Raw genomic sequence first — 20,480 nt, forward strand, 5'->3', positions numbered from 1 at the left:
GCGGAACTCGATCAATCAACTCCGCCGGGCCAACCAAGCCGAGACCGGAACTCACGTTTTTCCACGGCCTCGGTCGAATGCGGGCATTGGCGCCGAGGCCTATAGCGGACCTCGCCGAATTTTATGAGTACACACGCCCTAGACGCTGGTCCCGCCGACGGTCAGGCCGGTGATCTTCAGCGAGGGCTGGCCGACCCCCACCGGGACGCTTTGTCCCGACTTGCCGCAGACGCCGACGCCGGGGTCGAAGTCGAAGTCGTTGCCGATCATGGTGACGCGGGTCAGGGCCGAGGGACCGTCGCCGATCAGGGTCGCGCCCTTCACCGGGCTGGTGATCTTGCCGTCCTCGATCAGGTAGGCCTCGGTGCACTGGAAGACGAACTTGCCGTTGGTGATGTCCACCTGGCCGCCGCCGAAGTTGGCGCAGTAGAGGCCGCGCTTGGTGGCCTCGATCATCTCGGCGCGCGGGGTGTCGGTCTTGCCGTTGTCCATGCCGGTGTTGGTCATCCGCGGCATGGGCATGTGGGCGTAGGACTGGCGGCGGCCGTTGCCGCCGGCCTTCATGCCCATGAGGCGGGCGCTCATGCGGTCGTGCATGTAGCCCACCAGGATCCCGTCCTCGATCAGGACGGTGCGCTCGGTGGGGGTGCCCTCGTCGTCGACCGTGAGGGAGCCGCGGCGGCCGGGCAGGGAGCCGTCGTCGAAGACGGTGACGCCCCGGGCGGCCACCTGCTCGCCGATGCGGCCGGCGAAGGCCGAGGTGCCCTTGCGGTTGAAGTCGCCCTCCAGGCCGTGGCCGACGGCCTCGTGCAGCAGGATGCCGTTCCAGCCGGCGCCCAGCACCACGTCCATCTCGCCGGCCGGGCAGGGAACGGCGTCCAGGTTCATCAGGGCCTGGCGCAGCGCCTCCTCGGCCTGCTCCTGCCAGTTGGCGGCGCTGATCCAGTTCTCGAAGCCGGCGCGGCCACCGGCGCCCGTGAAGCCATTCTCGCGGCGGCCATCCTTCTCGACGGTCACCTGGACATTGATGCGCGACAGCGGCCGCACGTCACGGATCAGCCGGCCGTCGGCGCGCAGGATCTCCACCGTGCGGCGCTCGCCGGACATCGAGGCCATGACCTGGACGACCCGGGGATCGCGGGCCCGGCACCAGGCGTCGATCTCCTGCAGCAGGGCGACCTTCTCGGAGAAGGCCGGCGAGGCGGTGGGATCGTCCTCGCCATAGAGCTTGGTGTTGGTGGCGCGAGGCGCCTCATCAGAACCTGAGACGCCGTCATAACCGCGCTTGGCCAGGGAGGCCGAGGCCGCGGCCCGGCGAATGGAGGCCTCGGAGATCTCGCTGGAGTGGGAGTAGCCGGCGGTCTCGCCCGCCACCACCCGCAGGCCGAAGCCCTCGGAGGAATCATAGGCCGCAGATTTCAGCCGGCCATCGTCGAACAGGAACGATTCGCTCTCGGAGCGCTCGACAAACAGCTCGCCGTCGTCTGCGCCCTGCAGCGCGTCCCCCAGGATTTCGCGGGCCCGCTCAGGAGAGACACCGGCGGAGTCCAGGATAGAGGGGGCGGGGGAATGGGCGTTCATGAGCGCTATGCCTTGACTGACTTGGCTCAAGAGATAGGGGCTCAAGGCCGGTCCGTCACCCCAAACCGCGCGCCACCACGCCTTTCCGGCGCTTCGAAGGGGGCGTCGCCCGTTCAGCGATCACGGGTCTGAGGGGCGTGCGTCACATCGTCCGAAGCGCCTTGGCCCACCGAAGATTCCGCCCCGCCGCGCCATGCTCGCGCCCTAGGCGGCTCTACCGCCTTGGCAAGGCGTCAGCGAGCGCGTATGCACCCCGCTGAAGGGTCGGGCCTCGTGAGTTTGCGGGGCGCGAACCTCTATGACGGCGGCGGGGGCGATCGTTTCGACGAGACGCCGCCGGCCAAGCAGACCGAGGGGACATGAAGTCAAGGTTTCAAGGGATGCGAGCGCTGGCGGCCGGGGCCGCAGCGGGCGCGATGACAGCGTTCTGGGGCCTCTCGGCCCTGGCTGAGGAGCTCGTGGGCCAGCCCACGCCCGGCGGCATGAATCTGCAGCCGGGGGTCACCCCGCTGCGGGCCGACGCCATATTCTTCCACGACATCGTCCTGTTGCCGATCATCACGGCGATCTGCGTGTTCGTGCTGGGCCTGCTGATCTGGGTCGTGGTGCGCTACAACAAGCGCTCCAACCCGGTCCCGGCCAAGTGGAGCCACAACACGCCGATCGAGATCATCTGGACCGTGCTTCCGGTCCTGATCCTCATGGGAATCTCGATCTTCTCCTTCAAGCTGCTGTTCGCCTACCACGACATGCCCAAGCCCTACATGACCGTGAAGGCCACGGGGTATCAGTGGTACTGGGGCTACGAGTATCCCGACCAGAAGATCGGTGAGTTCGTCTCCAACATCCTTCCCGAGGACGAGGCCAAGGCCAAGAAGGTCCCCTACCTCCTGGCGGCCACCGAGCCCCTGGTGGTTCCGGTGAACCAGGTCGTCCGCGTGCTGGTGACCGGCGCCGACGTGATCCACGCCTTCGCCGTCCCCTCCTTCGGGGTGATCTCCGACGCTGTCCCGGGGCGGGTCAATGAGACCTGGTTCAAGGCCGATCGTCCGGGCGTCTATTATGGCCAGTGCCGCGAGCTGTGCGGCGTCGATCACGCCTTCATGCCGATCGAGGTCCACGTGCTGAGCCAGGCCGACTTCGACGCCTGGGTCGCCAGCAAGGGCGGCTCGCCCGTCGGCGCCGCGCCCGCGGCTCCGGCCGCCGGCGACGCCGCGGTTCCGGTCTCGGCCACCACGCCGGCTCCTGTCTCGCCCAACAACCCCGCCGCGCCGGCTCCGGCCGCGGCGGCGCCGACTTCCACGCCGCCCGCGCCCGCTGCGGCGCCGGCCGCGCTCTGATCTAGGACACGCGTACGATGGCACACGCCGCCGCTCACGATCATCACGACGATCACGACCAACACATCCCGGGGTTCTTCACCCGCTGGTTCCTGTCGACGAACCACAAGGACATCGGCACGCTCTACCTGCTCTTCGCCATCATGGCGGGGATCGTCGGCGGGGCGTTGTCGGGCCTGATCCGCTGGGAGCTCTACGAGCCCGGGATCCAGGTCTTCACGTCCGGTTCGCTGCTGGACCAGCTCGGGGTGATCGAGGCCTCCAAGCACGGCTACAACGCCGTGGTCACCGCCCACGCCCTGATCATGATCTTCTTCATGGTCATGCCCGCCATGATCGGCGGGTTCGGCAACTGGTTCGTGCCGCTGATGATCGGCGCGCCGGACATGGCGTTCCCGCGGATGAACAACATCTCCTTCTGGCTGCTGGTGGCGGCCTGGGTGCTGCTGCTCACCTCGATGTTCACCGACGGCGGCCCCGGCAAGGGCTTCGGCGGCGGCTGGACGCTCTATCCGCCGCTGTCCACCTCGGGCCACACCGGCCCGGCCATGGACCTGGCCATCCTGTCGGTCCACCTGGCCGGCGCCAGCTCGATCCTGGGCGCCATCAACTTCATCACCACGATCTTCAACATGCGCGCGCCGGGCATGACCCTGCACCGTATGCCGTTGTTCGTCTGGTCGATCCTGGTGACGGTCTTCCTGCTGCTGCTCTCGCTGCCCGTCCTGGCCGGCGCGATCACCATGCTGCTGACCGACCGCAACTTTAACACCCACTTCTTCGACGCCGCCGGCGGCGGCGACCCGATCATGTACCAGCACCTGTTCTGGTTCTTCGGGCACCCGGAAGTGTACATCCTGATCCTGCCCGGCTTCGGCATGATCAGCCACATCGTGTCGACCTTCTCCAAGAAGCCGGTCTTCGGCTACCTCGCCATGGCCTACGCCATGGTGGCCATCGGCTTCATCGGCTTCGTCGTGTGGGCGCACCACATGTACACCGTGGGCATGACCATCAATCTGCGCGCCTACTTCGTGGCCGCGACCATGGTCATCGCCGTGCCGACCGGGGTGAAGGTGTTCTCCTGGATCGCCACCATGTGGGGCGGCTCCATCGACTTCAAGACGCCCATGTTGTGGGCGATGGGCTTCATCTTCCTGTTCACCGTCGGCGGCGTGACCGGCGTGGTGCTGGCCAATGCGGGCATCGACTACAGCCTGCACGACACCTATTACGTCGTGGCCCACTTCCACTACGTGCTCAGCCTCGGCGCCGTGTTCGCGATCTTCGCGGGCTTCTACTACTGGTTCGAGAAGATCTGGGGCGTGAAGTACCGCGAATGGCTCGGCGCCCTGCACTTCTGGGTGACCTTCGTGGGCGTGAACCTGATCTTCTTCCCGCAGCATTTCCTCGGCCTGCAGGGCATGCCCCGCCGCTACGTGGACTATCCGGAGGCCTTCACCCTCTGGAACCAGGTTTCGACGATCGGCTACCTGGTCACGGCCGGCGGTGTGGTGATCTTCCTGCTGCTGCTGGCGGAAGCCGCCCTCTCGCGCCGCAAGGCCGAGGCCAATCCCTGGGGCGAAGGCGCCACGACGCTGGAGTGGACCCTGTCCTCGCCGCCGCCGTTCCACCAGTTCAACGAACTGCCGGTGATCAAGCCCGACGCGCACTGACGCGCCGCGCTCACCAAAGACTTAAGAGGGGCGCGGGCTGGAACATCCGGCGCGCGCCCCTCGACGTATGAGAGTAGAACCATGACGATGTCGTCAGCCCTTCCGACAAGCCGCGCTCCCGCGCGCTGGCAGGACTTCCTGCAGCTGTTGAAGCCGCGGGTGATGTCGCTCGTGGTGTTCACCGCCATCACCGGCATGGTCTGCGCCGACGCCGCCATCAACCCGATCCTGGGCGCCATCGCGATCCTCTGCATCGCCGTGGGGGCGGGCGCCTCGGCCTCGCTGAACATGTGGTTCGACGCGGATATCGACGCCAAGATGCGCCGCACCCGCGGTCGGCCGGTGCCGGCCGGCCGGGTCCAGGGCGCCGACGCCCTGACGCTGGGGGTCGTGTTGTCGCTGTTCTCCACCATGCTGCTGGGCATGACCGTGAACTGGCTGGCCGCCGGCCTGCTGGCCTTCACCATCCTCTTCTACGCGGTCGTCTATACGATGTGGCTGAAGCGCTCGACGCCGCAGAACATCGTCATCGGCGGCCTGGCCGGCGCCCTGCCGCCGGTGATCGGCTGGGCCGCGGCCACCGGCACGGTCCCGCTGAACGCCTGGCTGCTGTGCGCCATCATCTTCATGTGGACCCCGCCCCATTTCTGGGCGCTGTCGCTCTACACCAGCGAGGATTACGAGAAGGCCGGCGTGCCGATGATGCCGGTGGTGGCCGGCGCGAAGTCGACCCGCAAGCAGATCCTCATCTACAGCCTGCTGTTCACCCCACTCTGCCTGGTCCCGGCCTTCACCGGCCTCGGCGGCCTGACCTATCTGGCGGTGGCCGCCGGCGGGGGGCTGATCTTCCTGATCCTGGCCTGGCGGGTGTTCAAGAGCCGGGCCGGCGACGCCGCCGATCCGCGCCAGGACGACGGCCTCTATGACGTCAAGGCCGCGGCCAAGGATGCGCGCAACCTCTTCGCCTTCTCGATTCTCTACCTGACCCTGCTGTTCGCCACCCTGCTGGCCGAGCACCTTCTCGACCTGCCCGCCTTCGGAGGTTTTTGATGAGCGACCCGCAGAACGAAGGCCCCATCGACGCCAAGGCGCGCCGCGGCCGCAATATCGCGCTCGCCCTCGGCCTGGCGCTGTTCATGGTCCTGGTCTTCGTGGTGACCATCGTGCGTCTGGGGGCCAGTACAGGCAATGGCTAAGCCGCCCCTCTCGCCCCAGGCGCGCCGCAACCGCAACCTCGGAGCCATCTGCGCGATCGGCTTCCTCGGCATGGTCGGGGCCTCCTTCGCGGCGGTGCCGCTCTACAAGGCCTTCTGCCAACTGACCGGCTTCGACGGTGTGGTGCGCAAGGCTGATCGCGCCCCCGACACGATCCTGGAAAAGCAGCTGGTGATCCGGTTCGACACCAATGTCCGCGAACTGCCCTGGACCTTCACCGCCGAGCAGACCCGCCAGTCGGTGCGAATCGGCGAGACCGGTCTCGCCTATTTCAAGGTCACGAATAACGGCGACACGCCGATGACCGGCCGGGCCCTGTACAATGTGGTTCCGGAGTCGGCCGGCGCCTACTTCCAGAAGCTCGAATGCTTCTGCTTCTCGGACCAGACGATCGGTCCCGGAAAAACCATTGAGTTTCCCGTGGTTTACTTCGTCGATCCGAAATATGCCGACGACTTCGAGACCAAGGGCAAGCCTGAGGTGACGCTGTCCTACACCTTCTTCCCGTCCGTGGACGCGGAGAAGGCCAGCCGGCGCGCCGATGCATCGCAGGCCAAGGTCGGTTCGGCCCTTGGCGGACACACCACGGCGGGGCTATAGCCTCGGTTACGACGGCCTTGGGCAGCGGAGAGGCGCCCAGGGCTTTGAGATTTGAGAGGGGTTAGGACCGATTATGTCTGCCGGCGACGTCAAGCACGACTACCACCTGGTGAATCCCAGTCCCTGGCCCCTGGTCGGGTCCATCTCCGCGACGGTGATGGCGCTCGGCGCCGTGGTCTGGATGAAGGGCCTGTTCGGCCTGCCCGAAGGCACCCCGTGGGTCTTCTATGCGGGCCTCGGCGGCGTGCTCTACACCATGCTCGGCTGGTGGATGGACGTGGTGAAGGAAGCCAACGCCGGCGACCACACCCCTGTCGTCTCCATCGGCCTGCGCTACGGCATGATCATGTTCATCGCTTCGGAAGTGATGTTCTTCGTGGCCTGGTTCTGGATCTTCTTCGAGATGGCCCTGTTCCACGAGGCCCGGACGCTCTCCTCCATCGAGGAAGTCCGCACGGCCTGGGCCACCTGGCCGCCGGCCGGCGTCGAGCTGGTCCCGGCCTGGAACCTGCCCCTGGTCAACACGCTGACCCTGCTGCTCTCGGGCACGACCGTCACCTGGAGCCACCACGCGCTGCAGACCGGCGACCGCAAGGGCGCCAAGATCGGCCTGGCCCTGACCATCGCGCTGGGCGCGATCTTCACCGCCATCCAGGCCTACGAGTACAAGCACATCCTGGATCACAAGTACTTCTTCAGCGAAGCGGCCACCAACGCCGGCCTCTACGGCTCGTCCTTCTTCATGGCCACCGGCTTCCACGGCTTCCACGTCCTGATCGGCACCATCTTCCTGACGGTCTGCCTGATCCGGATGATGGGCACCGGCCTGACCCAGAAGCAGCACTTCGGCTTCGAGGCCGCCGCCTGGTACTGGCACTTCGTGGACGTGGTCTGGCTGTTCCTGTTCGCCTTCATCTACGTCGTGTTCGGCGGAGCGGCTGGCGCCCACTAACCCGATGAGAGGTCACAATCCGCTGCTGGCGGGGCTCGCGGGCCGCTGCCCCAACTGCGGAGAAGGACCTCTCTTCTCAGGCTTCCTGACAGTGGCCGCGCGCTGCGAGGCGTGCGGCTACGATCTGGCCAAGGCCGACAGCGGCGACGGTCCGGCCGTCTTCGTGATCCTGATCGCGGGCTTCCTGGCCTGCTTCGGCGCGCTCTTCACCCAGTTCTCCTTTGATCCGCCGGTCTGGCTGACCATGATCATCTGGCTGCCCCTGACCCTGTTCCTCTGCCTCGGCCTCCTGCGGCCGATGAAGGGGCTCATGCTGGCGGCGCAGTTCGCCAATCGGGCGTCCGAGGCGCGGCATGACGGACAGGACTGACCCCACCCCCCGCAAGGCCTTCCCCCTCGCCCTGACCCTCGCAACCCTGGTCGCGGCGGGCATACTGATCTGGCTCGGCTCCTGGCAGATGCAGCGCCTGGCCTGGAAGAACAGCCTGCTGGCGCGTATCGAGGCCTTGCAGGCCGCGCCGGCCCAACCCCTCGGTCCGATCCTCGACGGCCTGGCGCGGGGCGGGCAGGGGGACTTCATCCGGGTGAAGGTGGAATGCCCGGGCCTGGGGGCCGCCCCCTATCTGGAGCTCTATTCGGTCCGCGAGACCGGGGCCGGCCTGCGGCTGATCTCGGCCTGCGCGGTGGAGAGCGCCAGATACCGCAGCATTCTCGTCGACCGTGGCTTCGTGTCCGACATCATCTCGGCGCGACCGCCGGTGGATCCCGAGGACCGGACGCCGGTCAGCCTGGTGGGCGTCCTGCGCGCGCCCGACGAGGCGACCTTCGTGACCCCGGCCAACGACGTGGCGGGCAATCACTGGTACTCCCGCGACATCCCGGCCATGGCCGCGCAGCTCAAGGCGCCGGCGCCGGCCCCGATCATGCTGGCGGCGGAGACCAGTTCCAACCCCGCCTGGCAGGCCCTGAAGCCCGAGCCGCTTCCAGCGGAGATTCCCAACCGCCATCTCGAATACGCCCTGACCTGGTTCGGCCTTGCGGGCGCCTTGGTCGCCGTCTATGCCGCCATGCTCTGGCGATGGTGGAAGGCTTGATGCGGTACGTTTCAACGCGGGGGCAGTCGCCCTCGGTCGGCTTTGTCGATGCGATCCTGGCGGGCCTCGCCCCCGACGGCGGCCTCTATGTCCCGGAGGAATGGCCGAGCCTGACCCACAGCGAGATCGCCGCCTTCGCCGGCAAGCCCTACGCCCACGTGGCCACCGAGATCCTGGCCCGCTTCGTGGGCGACGAGATCCCCCGCGACGTCCTGGCCGAGATGTGCGCCGAGGCCTACGCGACCTTCACCCACGCCGCCGTGGTCCCGGTCAAGCAGCTCTATCCGGGCGGCTTCCTGGCCGAGCTGTTCCACGGGCCGAGCCTGGCGTTCAAGGACGTGGCCATGCAATTGCTGGCCAGGATCAGCGACCATGTGCTGGGCGCCCAGAAGCGCACCCAGACCATCCTCTGCGCCACCTCGGGCGACACCGGCGGAGCGGCGGTGGAGGCCTTCCGCGGCCGCGCCAACACCCGCATCGTCGCCATGTTCCCCGATGGCCGCATCAGCGAGGTGCAGCGCCGCTTCATGACGACGGCCGGCGAGGACAATGTCCGCTGCGTGGCGGTCTCCGGCACCTTCGACGACTGCCAGGCGATCCTGAAGGACGCGCTCTCCGACCAGGGCCTGAAACAGTCGGTGGGCCTGTCGGCGGTGAACTCCATCAACTTCGCCCGCATCGTCGCCCAGTCGGTCTACTATTTCACCAGCGCCGTCGCCATCGGCGCCCCGCACCGGCCGGTGGCCTTCGCCGTCCCCTCGGGCAATTTCGGCGACGGCTTCGCGGGCTTCATGGCCAAGCGCATGGGCCTGCCGATCTCCAAGATCCTGGTGGCCACCAATTCCAACGACATCCTGGCGCGCGCCTTCCAGGACGGCCGCTACAGCCGCGGCGCTGTGGCCCAGACCCAGTCGCCGGCCATGGACATCCAGTCGGCCTCCAACTTCGAGCGGCTGTATTTCGAGGCCGTGCGCCGCGACGGCGTCGAGACCATGCGGGCCTTCAAGGCCTTCGGCGACACCGGGGTGATCGACATCCCGCCGGGCGCCCTGGCCATGATGCGCGAGACCTTCGTGGGCGTTTCCATCAACGAGCGCGAGACCAGCGGCTCCATCGTGGCGACCCTGAACGAGACCGGTGAGCTGATCGATCCCCACACCGCCGTGGGCATGGCCGCCTTCCGCCGGGCGCGGGGGACCACCGACCCCATCGTCGTGCTGTCCACCGCGCATGCGGCCAAGTTCCCGGAAGCTGTCAGCGCCGCCTGCGGCGAGACCCCGAACCTGCCGCGCAGCGCCCAGAACCTGGCCGGCAAGGCCGAGCGCTTCGACCGCCTTCCGGCCGACGCCGACACCATCAAGGCCTATGTCAGGGCCTTCGCGGAAAGCTGATCCTGGCCACGCTTCATACCCTCTCCAACGGCGTCCGCGTCGTCTGCGACCCGGTCCCGGGTCTTGAGACCGTGGCCCTGTCCGTCGTCGCCGGTCGCGGCGCGCGGTTCGAGGACGAGGCCCGCTCAGGCTGGTCCCACCTGCTCGAACACATGGTCTTCAAGGGGGCGGGCGACCGTTCCGCCCGAGAGATCGTCGAGGTGGTGGAGGCCCAGGGCGGTTCGATCAACGCGGCCACCGGCTATGAGCGCACCAGCTTCCAGATCCGCGCCCTGGCCGGCGGCCTGGATCTCGGCTCGGCAGTGCTGGCTGACCTGATCCAGCGGCCGGTGATCGAGCCGGGTGACCTGACCCGCGAGAAACAGGTGGTGGGCCAGGAGATCGCCGAGGCCACCGACACCCCCGACGACGTGGTGTTCGAGATGGCCCAGGGGGCGGCGTTTACGGGCCAGCCGCTGGGCCGTTCGATTCTCGGCACCGACGCCTCCATCGCGCCAGCCACCCAGGCGACGCTGGCCGACTGGCGCGCGGCGCTCTACGCGCCTGAGACCCTGATCTTCTCGGCGTCGGGCGCGGTCACCGAGGACGAGGTGCTGAAGCTCGCCGAGCGAGACTTCGGCGGAGCCGTCGGCGCCCCGATCCCCGACGCCGCGCCGGCCCTCTTCACCGGCGGGACCGAGACGGCGCCCAAGTCGCTGGAGCAGGCGAACCTCGTCTTCCTGTTGCCCGCCGTGGGTGTTCGGCACGACGACTACTTCCCCTTGCGCCTGTTCGCCGAAATCCTCGGCGGCGGCATGGCCTCGCGGCTGTTCCAGGAGGCCCGCGAGAAGCGGGGTCTGGCCTATACCGTGGACGCCTATTCCGAGACCTACGCCGACACCGGGGTGCTGGGCGTGTTCGCCGGCTGCGCGGCCAAGGACGCCGCCGAACTGGCCAAGGTCGCGGCCGGTGAGATCCAGGGCCTGGCCGAGAGCGTCGAGCCGGCCGAACTCGCCCGCGCCAAGGCCCAGCTGAAGGCCGGCATGTTCATGGCGCGCGAGTCCCTGCAGTCGCGGAGCGAACAGGCTGCAGGCCAGGTGCTGCTGTTCGGCCACCTGCTTTCCACGGGCCAGATCGCAGAGCAGATCGACGCGGTCGAGGCCGCCGATCTCGCCCGTCTGGGCGCCTTGCTGCTGGCGCCCGGCAAGGCGGCGGTCAGCGTGCTGGGACCCAGGCCCGCCCTGAAGGCCGCAGACGCTTTCCAGAAGGCGCTGTTCGGGTAGAGAGCTTGACGGCCCCCGCTCCAGGTCCGACCCTCGCTCCATGGCCCTGCTGGACTGGATCGCGCCGGAAAGCGGCCTACGCGTGGAGGGCGAGGGGGTCTTCCTGCGGCCGGCCCGCAACGCCGACTTCGAGGCCTGGCGCGAACTGCGGGCGGCCTCGCGGGATTTCCTGCAGCCGTGGGAGCCGACCTGGCCCGCCGATGATCTCAGCCGCGCGGCCTTCCGACGCAGACTGACGGCCTACGCCCGGGATCGTGAAGCCGGAACGGCCTATCCGTTCTTCGTTTTCCGCTCGAGCGACGAGGCCCTGACCGGCGGCATCACCCTGTCCAACGTCCGCCGGGGCGTCGCCCAGATGGGCTCGGTGGGCTACTGGTGCGGCCAAGCCTTTGCCCGGCAAGGACAAACCCTGGCCGCCGTCCGGGCGCTCACCCTGTTTTCCTTCCGCACCCTGGCCCTGCATCGCCTGGAAGCCGCCTGCCTCCCCACCAACGAACCTAGCCGCAAACTGCTCAGCCGGGCCGGGTTCGCCGAGGAGGGATATGCCAAGGCTTATTTAAAAATTAACGGCGTTTGGCGAGATCATGTCCTGTTCGGGCTTGTCTCGCCGCTTCGCGCGGCTCTGGAGCCTGATCAGGGAGTGTCGGTCTAGCCGGCGCGTGACCAGAGTTAGTCGAGGCGATGCCGAACGACCGTTGGATCTGGGACGCCACGACGACGCTTGAAGCGTTGGGCGCCGCCGACGTGGCCCTTTGGCTGTGGGAGCCGGAGCGCGACCGGCTGCGCATCACCGGCGCGTCGCGCGCCCTGGGGCTTGGCCCCCTGGCGCCTGAATGTTCCTCCGCCGCCATGCGTGCGCTCGCCATGCCCCAGGACCGGGCCCTGGCCGAGGAAGTCCTGCGCGTGCAGGAGCCGGGCAGCGAGATCGCCGTGCGCCTGCGGATGCGCGCCGGCGGGATCTGCATATGGCGTGGCGTCTGGCTGGAGGAGGGGCTGCGCGCCGCTGGCGTCGTGGCGCCGGAAACCAAGTTCGCCGCCTCCGACGTCGACAAGCTGACCGGCCTGCTGGACCGCAAGAGTTTCATCGCCCAGGCCCGGGAGCGGCTACAGACCCCGGGCGTCCACGAACTGGTGGTGGCCGACCTCGACCGCCTGCGCCGCCTGAACGAGGCGCTGGGTCACGAGCGCGCCGACCTGGTGCTGGCCGCGCTCGGATCGCGGATGGCCGCGGCCTTCCCGCCCGGCGTGCTGATGGCCCGCATCGGCGAGGACGAGTTCGCCCTGCTGACCCCCATCCGCGCCATCAGCGCCGGCGAGACCTTGCGCAAGGCCTTGGAGCAGCCCCTGCGGGTCGCGGGTTTCGATATCCATCCCACCCTGTCCATCGGCGCTGTCGAGGCGATGGGTGGCGACGAGGCGCCTGAGGCCGCCGAACTGTTGCGCCGGGCCGAGCTCGCCGTGGAGTCGGCCAAGAGCAACGGCCGCGGCGGCGGGGCCGCCTATGGCCGCACCATGGAGACCGACGGCCTCTCGCGCCTGGCTCTCGAGAGCGACCTGCGTGGCGCCATCGGACGCGGCGAGCTGACCGCCTACTACCAGCCCATCGTGCGCCTTTCGACCGGGGCGCTGTCGGGTTTCGAGGCCCTGGTGCGCTGGAAGCACCCGCGCCGTGGCCTGCTGACCCCGGACCAGTTCCTGCCGCTTTGCGACGAGATGGGGCTGATGAGCGAACTGGGGGCCCTGATGATGCGTCAGGCCGCCGAGCAGCTGGCCGTCTGGCGCAACAACCACCGGGCCGCCGGCGAGCTGACCGTGGCGGTGAACCTTTCCACCGGCGAGATCGACCGGCCCGACCTGGTGGCCGACGTCATGCGCATCCGCCGCGACACCGGCCTGCCGCCGGGCGCGCTGAAGCTGGAGGTCACCGAGGGCGACGTCATGCGCGACCCCGACCGGGCCGCCGTGATCCTGGGCAACCTGCGGGAGGCCGGCGCGGCCCTGGCCCTGGACGATTTCGGCACCGGCTTCTCGTCGCTCAGCTACCTGACCCGGCTGCCCTTCGACACCCTGAAGATCGACCGCTACTTCGTGCGCACCATGGCCACCAACGAGGGCTCGGCCAAGATCGTCTCGTCGGTGGTGAAGCTGGGCCAGGACCTGGCCCTCGAAGTGGTGGCCGAGGGCGTCGAGAACGCCCAGATGGCCAAGGCCCTGCTGGCGGTCGGCTGCGACTACGGCCAGGGCTTCGGCTATGCGCCGGCCCTGTCGGCCCAGGAGGCCGAGGTCTATCTCAATGAAAGCTATGTGGACGGCGCGGCGCCGGTGAAGGCGCGGGGCTGATAGATGCTCCCCCTCTGGGGGAGCTGTCAGCGAAGCTGACTGAGGGGGACTTTGACTCTCGTTTGGGCCTAGCGGTCGACTACGTCGATCCCCCTCCGTCCCGCGTCCACGACGTGGTCCACCTCCCCCACATCGCGCTCCGCGCTGGGGGAGGATCTTAAGCCCGGCCCGCCTCGGCCGTCAGCAGACTGGCGTCCACGCCGAGCTTGGCCAGGGCCTTGGTCCATTTGCGATCATAGTCGGGGTCGAAGATCAGGGCCTCGTCGGCGGGGCAGGTGAGCCAGACGTTCTCGCGGATCTCATACTCCAGTTGGCCCGCGCCCCAGCCGGCATAGCCCAGCGCCAGCAGGGCGCGGCGGGGGTGATCCTCGGCGCCCATCGCCTCGAGCGCCTCGCGGGTGGGGGTCAGGGCGACCCCGCCCCCCAGCTCGATGCTGTGATCCCCGGCGCTGTAGTCATCGGTGTGGACCACAAAACCGCGCTCACGCTGCACCGGGCCGCCGATCAGCACCAGGTCGGGCGGAATCTCGATCTGCGACTTCACGTCCAGGCGCTTCAGCAGGTCGGGCACGGTGAGGCCCTCCACGGGCCGGTTCACCGCGATGCCCATGGCATGGGTCTCGTCATGGGCGCAGATCAGCACCAGGGCGCGCTCGAAGCGCGGATCGCCGATGCCCGGCATGGCGATCAACAGCTGGCCGCGGAGGAAAGAGGCGTCATCCATCGCCCCTAGTTTGAAGGTGAACGCGGCGCTTTCAAGTCTCGACCCCAGAAGTTCTGCGTTGAACCCCGGCCGAGCGGGGGTATCTGGTTTCCAACGCCATCACGGGAGAAGACCATGACCATCAAAGTCGGCGACAAGCTGCCCAGCGCCAACCTCATCGCCGGAACCGCCGAGGGTCCCAAGCCCACCACCACCGACGAGATCTTCGGCGGCAAGAAGGTGGCCTTCTTCGCCGTCCCCGGCGCCTTCACCCCCACCTGCTCGGCCAAGCATGTGCCCGGCTACAAGGACCTGGCCGGCGACATCAAGGGCAAGGGCGTCGACGCCATCGTCTGCCTGTCGGTGAACGACGCCTTCGTCATGAAGGCCTGGGGTGAGAACCAGGGCGTCCTGGACACCATGCAGATGATCGCCGATCCGGCCGGCGACTTCACCAAGGCCGTCGGCCTGGACATGGACGGCTCCAAGTTCGGCCTGGGCCTGCGCTCGCAACGCTATTCCATGATCGTCGAGGACGGTGTGGTGAAGGAGCTGAACGTCGAGGCGCCTGGCGAATTCAAGGTCTCGGCCGCCGACTACCTGCTGGCCCAGCTCTAGGACCACCTACGCCTTCGGGAATGGCCGGCTCAGGAATTTCGAGCCGGCCAGACCGAAGCGCCAGGGGGTCTGCACTCCCTTGGTGAGGCCGATGCGCGGGCCCACCACGATCTCCCAATCCTGCATCGACGGCTCCAGGGCGAAGGGTGGCTTGTCCAGCGGCGCCTCGTCGTGCTCGCGGGAGATGGCCAGGGCCTGGCACAGGCGTCCCGGCCCGGCGCAGAGCAGGCGCGCGGCATCGGCGCCGCGCCGCTCACGCATCTGTTCGAGGCCGCTCATCGGCTCCAGCGCACGGATCAGCACGGCGCTGCCCGGCGTGTCGCCGCAGACGAAGTTCAGGCACCAGTGCAGGCCGTAGGAGCGGTAGACATAGGCCCGGCCGACGGGTCCGAACATGGCGGCGTTGCGCGGCGTCGGCCCATTGAAGGTGTGCGAGGCCGGGTCCTCGTGGTGATAGGCCTCGGTCTCGACGATGCGTCCGCCGACCCCGTCCACGGTGAGGATCATGCCGATCAGGTCCCGCGCCACGTCGGCCGGGTGGCGCGCGAACAGCTTGACGCCGGGTTCGCTTGGGTCCGAACTGGGGTCAAGAAAAGAACTCATCAGGGAAGAACGCCATGCCTTATGTTGAGGGCCAGACCATCCATGACGCCGACAGTCATGTGATGGAGCTTCCCGGGGCCATTCTCCCCTATGTCGAGGCGGGGCTACGCGAGGAATTCGCGGCCAAGACCGCCAAGAAGAACACCCTCGTCGAATGGTCGGCCAAGGCCCAGGCGCTGCATGACGATCCGGAGTTCCGGGCCGGCGACGAAGCCAACCTGCTGCTGCGCAAGAACTTCCAGGCGATGGGGTCGTTCCGCAACATCGATCGCCCCCGCGCCCTGGACATGCTGGGCTTCACCAGCCAGCTGGTCTTCACCACCGCGGCGCTCGGCAACTACGGGCTGGAGGAGATGGGCGAGGTCGAACTCGCCGTCGCCGGCGCCCGGGCTCACAACCGCATGATGACCGACTTCTGCTCGGTGGACCGCCGCCTGCTCGCCACCGGCTATGTCACCCTAGTGGATCTCGACCGGGCCGCCGATATCGCCCGCGAGGCCATCGAGATGGGCTGCAAGGGCCTGGTCATCCCCTCGCGCCATCCACCGCGCCATTCGCCGAGCCATGCCGCTCTGGATCGGCTGTGGGCGGTGGCCCAGGAGGCGGGCGTGCCGATCCTGTTCCACGTCGGCGGCGAGGAGAAGATGCACGAGGCCTATCTGGAGAACGGCGGCGAGCGGGTGCTGGACTTCCATGGCGGGGCGGAGAACTTCACGTCGCTCACCTTCATGGCGATCCCGCTGTCGGTCTGGCAGACCCTGTCGGCCCTGGTGATCGACGGCGTCTTCGACCGCTTCCCCAAGCTGAAGTTCGGGGCCATCGAACTGGGGGCGTCCTGGCTGCCCAGCCTGATGCGGTTCATGGACTCGGGCGCGGCGGCGTTCGGCAAGGAGGAGCGGCTGCAGAAGCTGTCAGCCAAGCCCAGCGAGATCCTGCGCCGCCAGCTGCGCGTCACGCCCTATCCGCATGAAGACACCGCCTGGATCATCGCCAATTCCGGACCGGAGATGTGCCTGTTCTCCTCGGACTTCCCGCACGTCGAGGGCGGCCGCAATCCGCTCAAGCGGTTCAACGACGCGCTTGAAGGCTGCACGGATACGGCCAAGCGCGGCTTCTACCGCGACAACTTCATCGACCTGATGGGCAAGGGGCTGGACCCCGCCCTGCGCGACCATCCGGCGCTGATGGCGGCGGAGTAGGCCGGGGCCTCAGGCGCCGCTAGGCTGGCGTAACCAATCCTCCCGGCCCTGCGTACCTGAGACGACACGTGGACCAGACCGAAGCGCGACTGCGGGCCTTGATGCTCGCCGGCCTGGCCGGCGACGCCGCGGCGCATCGCGCCTTGCTGGCCGAGCTGGGCCGGCTGCTGCGCCGCTACTACGCCCGGCGGCTGGGCTTCGGGACGCCGGAGGCCGAAGACCTTGTCCAGGAAACCCTGATCGCCGTGCATACCCGTCGCGCCACCTATGACCCGCAGCAGCCCTTCACCGCCTGGGCCTACGCTATCGCGCGCTACAAGATGATCGACCATCTGCGGCGCATGAAGGTGCGTCCCTCCTCGCCGCTGGAGACGGCCGATGGCCTGTTCACCGACGGCGGCGCCGAGGACCTGGTGGTCAAGCGTGACCTCGACCGCGTGCTGGAGCAGGTGTCGGCCCGGACCCGCGCCCTGATCCGCGACGTGAAGGTGGAAGGGCTGTCCACTCGCGAGGCCGCCGAGAAGCATGGGCTCTCCGAGACGGCGGTGAAGGTGGCTGTGCATCGGGGCCTGAAGGCGCTGACCGCCAGGTTCGGAGGCGCGCGTGAAGACTGACGACCTGATCGATCGGTTGACGGCCAACCTGGAGCCCACGCCCCCCTGGTGGGTGACGCGGCGCGTCCTGATCGGCCTTGGCAGCGGGGCCTTTTTCTCCGCCCTGCTGATGATCCTCTGGCTGGGGGTGCGGTCCGATCTGATGGACGCCATGACCGGGACGATGTTCTGGATGAAGTTCGCCTACACCCTGGCCTGCTCGGCGGTGCTGATCGCCGCCCTGATCCGGGTGGCGCGGCCGGGGGGCGGGGTAGGCTCGCTGGCCTGGGCCCTGGCGGCGCCCTTCGCCCTGGTGGGCGGCATGGCGGTCTGGCGGCTGGCCAATGCCGATCCGGTGATCGCCCACGGCATGTTGATGGGGGATTCCGCCGAGGTCTGCCCCTGGCGCATCGCCATCCTCAGCCTGCCGATCTTCGCCGGCGCGGTCTGGGCGCTGCGGGGCCTGGCGCCCACCCGGCTGGTGCTGTCGGGCTTCGTGGCCGGCGGCTGCGCCGGGGCCATGGGCGCCTGGATCTACGCCTTCCACTGCAACGAGAGCGCCGCGGCCTTCGTGGCCCTCTGGTACACGGCGGGCATGGCCTTCGTGGCCCTGCTGGGGGCGCTGGCGGGGCGCAGGCTGCTGCGGTGGTGAGGCCGTCTTATCGAACCACGAACCTCACGAACGACACGAACAAGAGCACGGCGGCGCTTCGCGGTCCGGGATGACACCTATTGTTCGTGCCGTTCGTGAGGTTCGTGGTTCCTCTAAATCTTACCCACCCATCGCCCAGCCCGCCGTTGACCATCCCAAGGCGACTCCGTAGCCTCCTACCATGTCAACGATTGCGTGACCCTGACGCCGTGCTCCGCGCGGCGTCGCCAGCCTCCATCGCGACCGCGGAAGCCGCGGCCGCATTGCTGCGTCATGCCCGTTGAAGGATTTCCGCGTTGAACACGATCCCCCCGCAGGGTTCCGAAAGCCTGCGAATTGAACCCGAGCGTCCCGGCGACGCGCGCGAGATCAGCCAACTCACCACCGCGGCGTTCGCGCCCATGCCGTTCAGCGACGGCGATGAAGCCCGCGTCATCGACGCCCTGCGCGAGGCCGGGGCCCTGACCCTCTCCCTTGTCGCGCTGACCGCCGAGGGCGAGTTGGTGGGCCATATCGCCTTCTCCCCTGTGCGCATCGACGACCAACCGGGCGACTGGTACGGGCTCGGGCCCGTCTCGGTCGCGCCACGGCTGCAACGGCAAGGCGTCGGCAGCGCCCTGATCGCCACCGGATTGGATCGCCTGAGAGACTTGAGCGCCGCGGGATGCGTGCTGCTGGGAAACCCGGACTACTACCGCCGCTTCGGTTTCCTCAGCGACCCCGCGCTCACCTATCAGGGCCGACCCAATCGGTACTTCCAGCACCTGGTTCTGAAGGGCCCTCCCGCAAAGGGGGACGCCAGCTTCCATCCCGCATTCGACGGGCCGTGATGGCCCCGCCGAATCTATGAGTTCACGCCTTACCCCCCCAGGGCGTGGGCGCTGACCGCTTCGTAGTCGGCGGCGCCTTCCATGACGCCTTCAGCGAGGCCCGGGGCCTGGGCCAGAACCTGGGCGGCATAGACGCGGGCCAGGGCCGCCTTGCTCATCGACCAGTCGTCGGTGGCGTCCACGAGGGCGAGCGCCTGGAGGCCCAGCATCCAGCCGCCCAGCACGTCGCCGGCCAGCTTCAGATAGGGTGTGGCGCCCGACAGCGCGTTCGGGCCCTTGTTGGCCAGGATCCAGTCTGTGGCGCGTTCCAGGGCCGCGACCCCGGCTTCCAGGCGGGCGCCGACGGCCTCCAGACCTGGCGACCCCGCGAGAGTCCGCGCCGTGTCGTGCATCTCGGCGGCCAGGGCGTCCATCACCCCGCCGTTCTCCATTGGCGCCTTGCGACCCACCAGGTCGATGGCCTGGATGCCGTTGGTGCCCTCGTAGATCGGGGCGATGCGGGCGTCGCGGTAGTGCTGGGCTGCGCCGGTCTCCTCGATGAAGCCCATGCCGCCGTGGATCTGCACCCCCATGGAGGCGACCTCCACGCCCACATCGGTGGACCAGGCCTTGGCGATGGGGGTGAAGAGCTCGGCGCGGGCCTTGGCCACGGCGCGGGCGGCCTCGTCGGTGGCCAGGCGCGCGACGTCGTTGAGCACACCGGTCGACAGGCAGATGGCGCGGGCGGCCTCGATCTTGGCCTTCATCAGGAGCAGCGAGCGGCGGATGTCCGGGTGGCCGTAGATGGCGCCGTCGGGCGCCCAGGCGGCGCGGCCTTGCTTGCGTTCCTGCGAGAAGGCCAGGGCCTGCTGGAAGGCGCGCTCGGCGATGGCCACGCCCTGGACACCCACCTGCAGGCGGGCGGCGTTCATCATGACGAACATGTGGGCGATGCCGTTGTTCAGCTCCCCCACCAGCTCGGCCTGGGCGCCCTCGAACAGCATGACGCAGGTGGGCGAGCCGTGGATGCCCAGCTTGTGCTCGATGGAGCCCGCCCGCAGGTCGTTGGGGTCGCCGAGGGCGCCGTCCTCGTCCACCAGCCGCTTGGTGGCCAGGAACAGGCTGATGCCCTTCACGCCGGGCGGGGCGTCGGGCAGGCGGGCCAGGACCAGGTGGCAGATGTTGTCGGCGGCGTCGTGGTCGCCCCAGGTGATGAAGATCTTCTGGCCGTGCAGGCGGTAGCCGCCCTGGCCGTCCGGCTCGGCGCGGGTGGCGACGGCGGCGAGATCCGAGCCTGCCTGGGGCTCGGTTAGGTTCATGGTGCCGGTCCACTCGCCGGAGACCAGCTTGGGCAAGACCAGCCGCTTCTGCCGCTCGGTGCCGTGCAGGGCGAGCGCCTCGATGGCCCCCTGGGTCAGCATGGGGCAGAGGCCGAAGGCCATGTTGGCGGCGTGCACCATCTCGAACACCGCCAGGCCCAGCGCCCCGGTCAGGCCCTGGCCGCCATGTTCCGGATCGGCCGACAGGGAATTCCAGCCGCCCGCGACGAAGGCCTGGTAGGCGGCGGCGAAGCCGGGTGCGGCGGTGACCTTGCCGTTGGCGTACTTGGCGCCCTCGGTGTCGCCCTTGCGATTGAGCGGCGCGAGCTCGCTCTCGGTGAAGGACCCGGCGGCCTCCAGCACAGCCACCACGGTGTCCTCGTCCAGGTCCGGGAAGGCTTGGGACATCAGGGCCGAGTGACCCACCGTCTTGAGCGCGAAGGCGAGATCGCGAACCGGGGCGCGGAAGGTCATGGGCGGCTCCTGAGAGGTAGGCTGGCTGTCTACCCCGACGCCCGGGATGCGCCAAGGCG

The 20,480-nt window shown here is 68.6% G+C and carries 21 protein-coding genes; 17 read left to right on the forward strand and 4 right to left on the reverse strand.

Going from position 1 to position 20,480, the window contains the following annotated elements; all coding sequences use genetic code 11:
- Positions 1-138: 138 nt before the first annotated feature.
- Entirely contained in the window at positions 139-1,581 is a 1,443-nt protein-coding gene (tldD, locus tag OCL97_RS16950; protein ID WP_310540449.1) for a metalloprotease TldD, read from the reverse strand.
- Positions 1,582-1,940: 359 nt separating this feature from the next.
- Between tldD and coxB the strand changes: the two genes are divergently transcribed.
- The 12 genes from coxB (at position 1,941) to OCL97_RS17010 (ending at position 13,451) form a co-directional block, all read left to right on the forward strand.
- Positions 1,941-2,921, forward strand: coding sequence for a cytochrome c oxidase subunit II (coxB, locus tag OCL97_RS16955; protein ID WP_377371030.1), 981 nt, complete (start codon positions 1,941-1,943; stop codon positions 2,919-2,921).
- 17 nt (positions 2,922-2,938) lie between these two features.
- The gene (gene ctaD, locus OCL97_RS16960) at positions 2,939-4,597 is read left to right on the forward strand and encodes a cytochrome c oxidase subunit I (RefSeq protein ID WP_377371031.1); all 1,659 of its coding nucleotides are present in this window, start codon (positions 2,939-2,941) and stop codon (positions 4,595-4,597) included.
- An 81-nt stretch (positions 4,598-4,678) separates the two neighbouring features.
- Positions 4,679-5,647: a heme o synthase gene (cyoE, locus tag OCL97_RS16965; protein ID WP_304777510.1), complete on the forward strand. Its 969-nt coding sequence runs from the start codon at positions 4,679-4,681 to the stop codon at positions 5,645-5,647.
- Positions 5,647-5,793, forward strand: coding sequence for a hypothetical protein (locus tag OCL97_RS16970; protein ID WP_377371032.1), 147 nt, complete (start codon positions 5,647-5,649; stop codon positions 5,791-5,793). Before cyoE ends, OCL97_RS16970 begins: the two co-directional genes overlap by 1 nt.
- Positions 5,786-6,412 carry a cytochrome c oxidase assembly protein gene (locus OCL97_RS16975; RefSeq protein ID WP_304777506.1) on the forward strand — a complete coding sequence of 209 codons (627 nt, stop codon included), beginning with the start codon at positions 5,786-5,788 and terminating at the stop codon, positions 6,410-6,412. Before OCL97_RS16970 ends, OCL97_RS16975 begins: the two co-directional genes overlap by 8 nt.
- 73 nt (positions 6,413-6,485) lie before the next feature.
- Positions 6,486-7,364 carry a cytochrome c oxidase subunit 3 gene (locus tag OCL97_RS16980; RefSeq protein WP_377371033.1) on the forward strand — a complete coding sequence of 293 codons (879 nt, stop codon included), beginning with the start codon at positions 6,486-6,488 and terminating at the stop codon, positions 7,362-7,364.
- Between the two features lie 4 nt (positions 7,365-7,368).
- Positions 7,369-7,734 carry a DUF983 domain-containing protein gene (locus tag OCL97_RS16985; RefSeq protein WP_304777503.1) on the forward strand — a complete coding sequence of 122 codons (366 nt, stop codon included), beginning with the start codon at positions 7,369-7,371 and terminating at the stop codon, positions 7,732-7,734.
- Positions 7,718-8,458: an SURF1 family protein gene (locus tag OCL97_RS16990; protein WP_377371034.1), complete on the forward strand. Its 741-nt coding sequence runs from the start codon at positions 7,718-7,720 to the stop codon at positions 8,456-8,458. Before OCL97_RS16985 ends, OCL97_RS16990 begins: the two co-directional genes overlap by 17 nt.
- Positions 8,458-9,849: a threonine synthase gene (gene thrC, locus OCL97_RS16995; protein ID WP_377371035.1), complete on the forward strand. Its 1,392-nt coding sequence runs from the start codon at positions 8,458-8,460 to the stop codon at positions 9,847-9,849. The genes OCL97_RS16990 and thrC overlap by 1 nt, the downstream gene beginning before the upstream one ends.
- On the forward strand, positions 9,849-11,111 hold the full coding sequence (locus tag OCL97_RS17000) for a M16 family metallopeptidase (RefSeq protein ID WP_377371067.1): 1,263 nt from the start codon (positions 9,849-9,851) through the stop codon (positions 11,109-11,111). The genes thrC and OCL97_RS17000 overlap by 1 nt, the downstream gene beginning before the upstream one ends.
- 40 nt (positions 11,112-11,151) lie before the next feature.
- Positions 11,152-11,763: a GNAT family N-acetyltransferase gene (locus OCL97_RS17005; protein WP_304777497.1), complete on the forward strand. Its 612-nt coding sequence runs from the start codon at positions 11,152-11,154 to the stop codon at positions 11,761-11,763.
- Positions 11,764-11,792: 29 nt separating this feature from the next.
- Entirely contained in the window at positions 11,793-13,451 is a 1,659-nt protein-coding gene (locus OCL97_RS17010) for a putative bifunctional diguanylate cyclase/phosphodiesterase (protein ID WP_377371036.1), read from the forward strand.
- 157 nt (positions 13,452-13,608) lie between these two features.
- Here OCL97_RS17010 and OCL97_RS17015 read toward each other — a convergent pair whose 3' ends face one another.
- Entirely contained in the window at positions 13,609-14,175 is a 567-nt protein-coding gene (locus OCL97_RS17015) for a YqgE/AlgH family protein (RefSeq protein WP_377371037.1), read from the reverse strand.
- A gap of 114 nt (positions 14,176-14,289) precedes the next feature.
- Between OCL97_RS17015 and OCL97_RS17020 the strand changes: the two genes are divergently transcribed.
- Positions 14,290-14,772 (forward strand): peroxiredoxin, encoded by a 483-nt coding sequence (locus tag OCL97_RS17020; protein WP_305337935.1) that lies wholly within the window; start codon positions 14,290-14,292, stop codon positions 14,770-14,772.
- A gap of 6 nt (positions 14,773-14,778) precedes the next feature.
- Here the strand turns inward: OCL97_RS17020 and OCL97_RS17025 are convergent, their stop codons facing one another.
- Complete coding sequence (locus OCL97_RS17025) at positions 14,779-15,375, reverse strand: DNA-3-methyladenine glycosylase (RefSeq protein ID WP_377371038.1); 597 nt, start codon at positions 15,373-15,375, stop codon at positions 14,779-14,781.
- A 14-nt stretch (positions 15,376-15,389) separates the two neighbouring features.
- Here OCL97_RS17025 and OCL97_RS17030 point away from each other — a divergent pair, with 14 nt between their 5' ends.
- The 4 genes from OCL97_RS17030 (at position 15,390) to OCL97_RS17045 (ending at position 18,649) form a co-directional block, all read left to right on the forward strand.
- Positions 15,390-16,574 carry an amidohydrolase family protein gene (locus OCL97_RS17030; RefSeq protein WP_377371039.1) on the forward strand — a complete coding sequence of 395 codons (1,185 nt, stop codon included), beginning with the start codon at positions 15,390-15,392 and terminating at the stop codon, positions 16,572-16,574.
- A 68-nt stretch (positions 16,575-16,642) separates the two neighbouring features.
- The gene (locus OCL97_RS17035) at positions 16,643-17,188 is read left to right on the forward strand and encodes a sigma-70 family RNA polymerase sigma factor (protein ID WP_377371040.1); all 546 of its coding nucleotides are present in this window, start codon (positions 16,643-16,645) and stop codon (positions 17,186-17,188) included.
- On the forward strand, positions 17,178-17,819 hold the full coding sequence (locus tag OCL97_RS17040) for an NrsF family protein (protein ID WP_377371041.1): 642 nt from the start codon (positions 17,178-17,180) through the stop codon (positions 17,817-17,819). The genes OCL97_RS17035 and OCL97_RS17040 overlap by 11 nt, the downstream gene beginning before the upstream one ends.
- Before the next feature lie 296 nt (positions 17,820-18,115).
- Complete coding sequence (locus tag OCL97_RS17045; RefSeq protein ID WP_377371042.1) at positions 18,116-18,649, forward strand: GNAT family N-acetyltransferase; 534 nt, start codon at positions 18,116-18,118, stop codon at positions 18,647-18,649.
- 29 nt (positions 18,650-18,678) lie between these two features.
- On the opposite strand, the gene OCL97_RS17050 is transcribed toward OCL97_RS17045, so the two are convergent.
- Positions 18,679-20,421, reverse strand: a complete 1,743-nt coding sequence (locus OCL97_RS17050) for an acyl-CoA dehydrogenase (protein ID WP_377371043.1) — start codon at positions 20,419-20,421, stop codon at positions 18,679-18,681.
- Positions 20,422-20,480: the final 59 nt, after the last annotated feature.

Origin of the sequence: Phenylobacterium ferrooxidans (assembly GCF_042714595.1) — a bacterium.
In the GTDB taxonomy this organism is placed as follows: Bacteria; Pseudomonadota; Alphaproteobacteria; order Caulobacterales; family Caulobacteraceae; genus Phenylobacterium; species Phenylobacterium ferrooxidans.

Bases quoted from the DNA above. Each gene is read 5' to 3' on its own strand.
- OCL97_RS17010 (WP_377371036.1), top strand. From the start codon at position 11,793: ATGCCGAACGACCGTTGGATCTGGGACGCCACGACGACGCTTGAAGCG.
- OCL97_RS16985 (WP_304777503.1), top strand. From the start codon at position 7,369: ATGAGAGGTCACAATCCGCTGCTGGCGGGGCTCGCGGGCCGCTGCCCC.
- OCL97_RS16975 (WP_304777506.1), top strand. From the start codon at position 5,786: ATGGCTAAGCCGCCCCTCTCGCCCCAGGCGCGCCGCAACCGCAACCTC.
- OCL97_RS17030 (WP_377371039.1), top strand. From the start codon at position 15,390: ATGCCTTATGTTGAGGGCCAGACCATCCATGACGCCGACAGTCATGTG.
- OCL97_RS16990 (WP_377371034.1), top strand. From the start codon at position 7,718: ATGACGGACAGGACTGACCCCACCCCCCGCAAGGCCTTCCCCCTCGCC.
- OCL97_RS17020 (WP_305337935.1), top strand. From the start codon at position 14,290: ATGACCATCAAAGTCGGCGACAAGCTGCCCAGCGCCAACCTCATCGCC.
- OCL97_RS17015 (WP_377371037.1), bottom strand. From the start codon at position 14,175: ATGGATGACGCCTCTTTCCTCCGCGGCCAGCTGTTGATCGCCATGCCG.
- coxB (WP_377371030.1), top strand. From the start codon at position 1,941: ATGAAGTCAAGGTTTCAAGGGATGCGAGCGCTGGCGGCCGGGGCCGCA.
- tldD (WP_310540449.1), bottom strand. From the start codon at position 1,581: ATGAACGCCCATTCCCCCGCCCCCTCTATCCTGGACTCCGCCGGTGTC.
- ctaD (WP_377371031.1), top strand. From the start codon at position 2,939: ATGGCACACGCCGCCGCTCACGATCATCACGACGATCACGACCAACAC.
- OCL97_RS16980 (WP_377371033.1), top strand. From the start codon at position 6,486: ATGTCTGCCGGCGACGTCAAGCACGACTACCACCTGGTGAATCCCAGT.
- OCL97_RS17050 (WP_377371043.1), bottom strand. From the start codon at position 20,421: ATGACCTTCCGCGCCCCGGTTCGCGATCTCGCCTTCGCGCTCAAGACG.
- cyoE (WP_304777510.1), top strand. From the start codon at position 4,679: ATGACGATGTCGTCAGCCCTTCCGACAAGCCGCGCTCCCGCGCGCTGG.
- OCL97_RS17005 (WP_304777497.1), top strand. From the start codon at position 11,152: ATGGCCCTGCTGGACTGGATCGCGCCGGAAAGCGGCCTACGCGTGGAG.
- OCL97_RS16970 (WP_377371032.1), top strand. From the start codon at position 5,647: ATGAGCGACCCGCAGAACGAAGGCCCCATCGACGCCAAGGCGCGCCGC.
- OCL97_RS17025 (WP_377371038.1), bottom strand. From the start codon at position 15,375: ATGAGTTCTTTTCTTGACCCCAGTTCGGACCCAAGCGAACCCGGCGTC.
- thrC (WP_377371035.1), top strand. From the start codon at position 8,458: ATGCGGTACGTTTCAACGCGGGGGCAGTCGCCCTCGGTCGGCTTTGTC.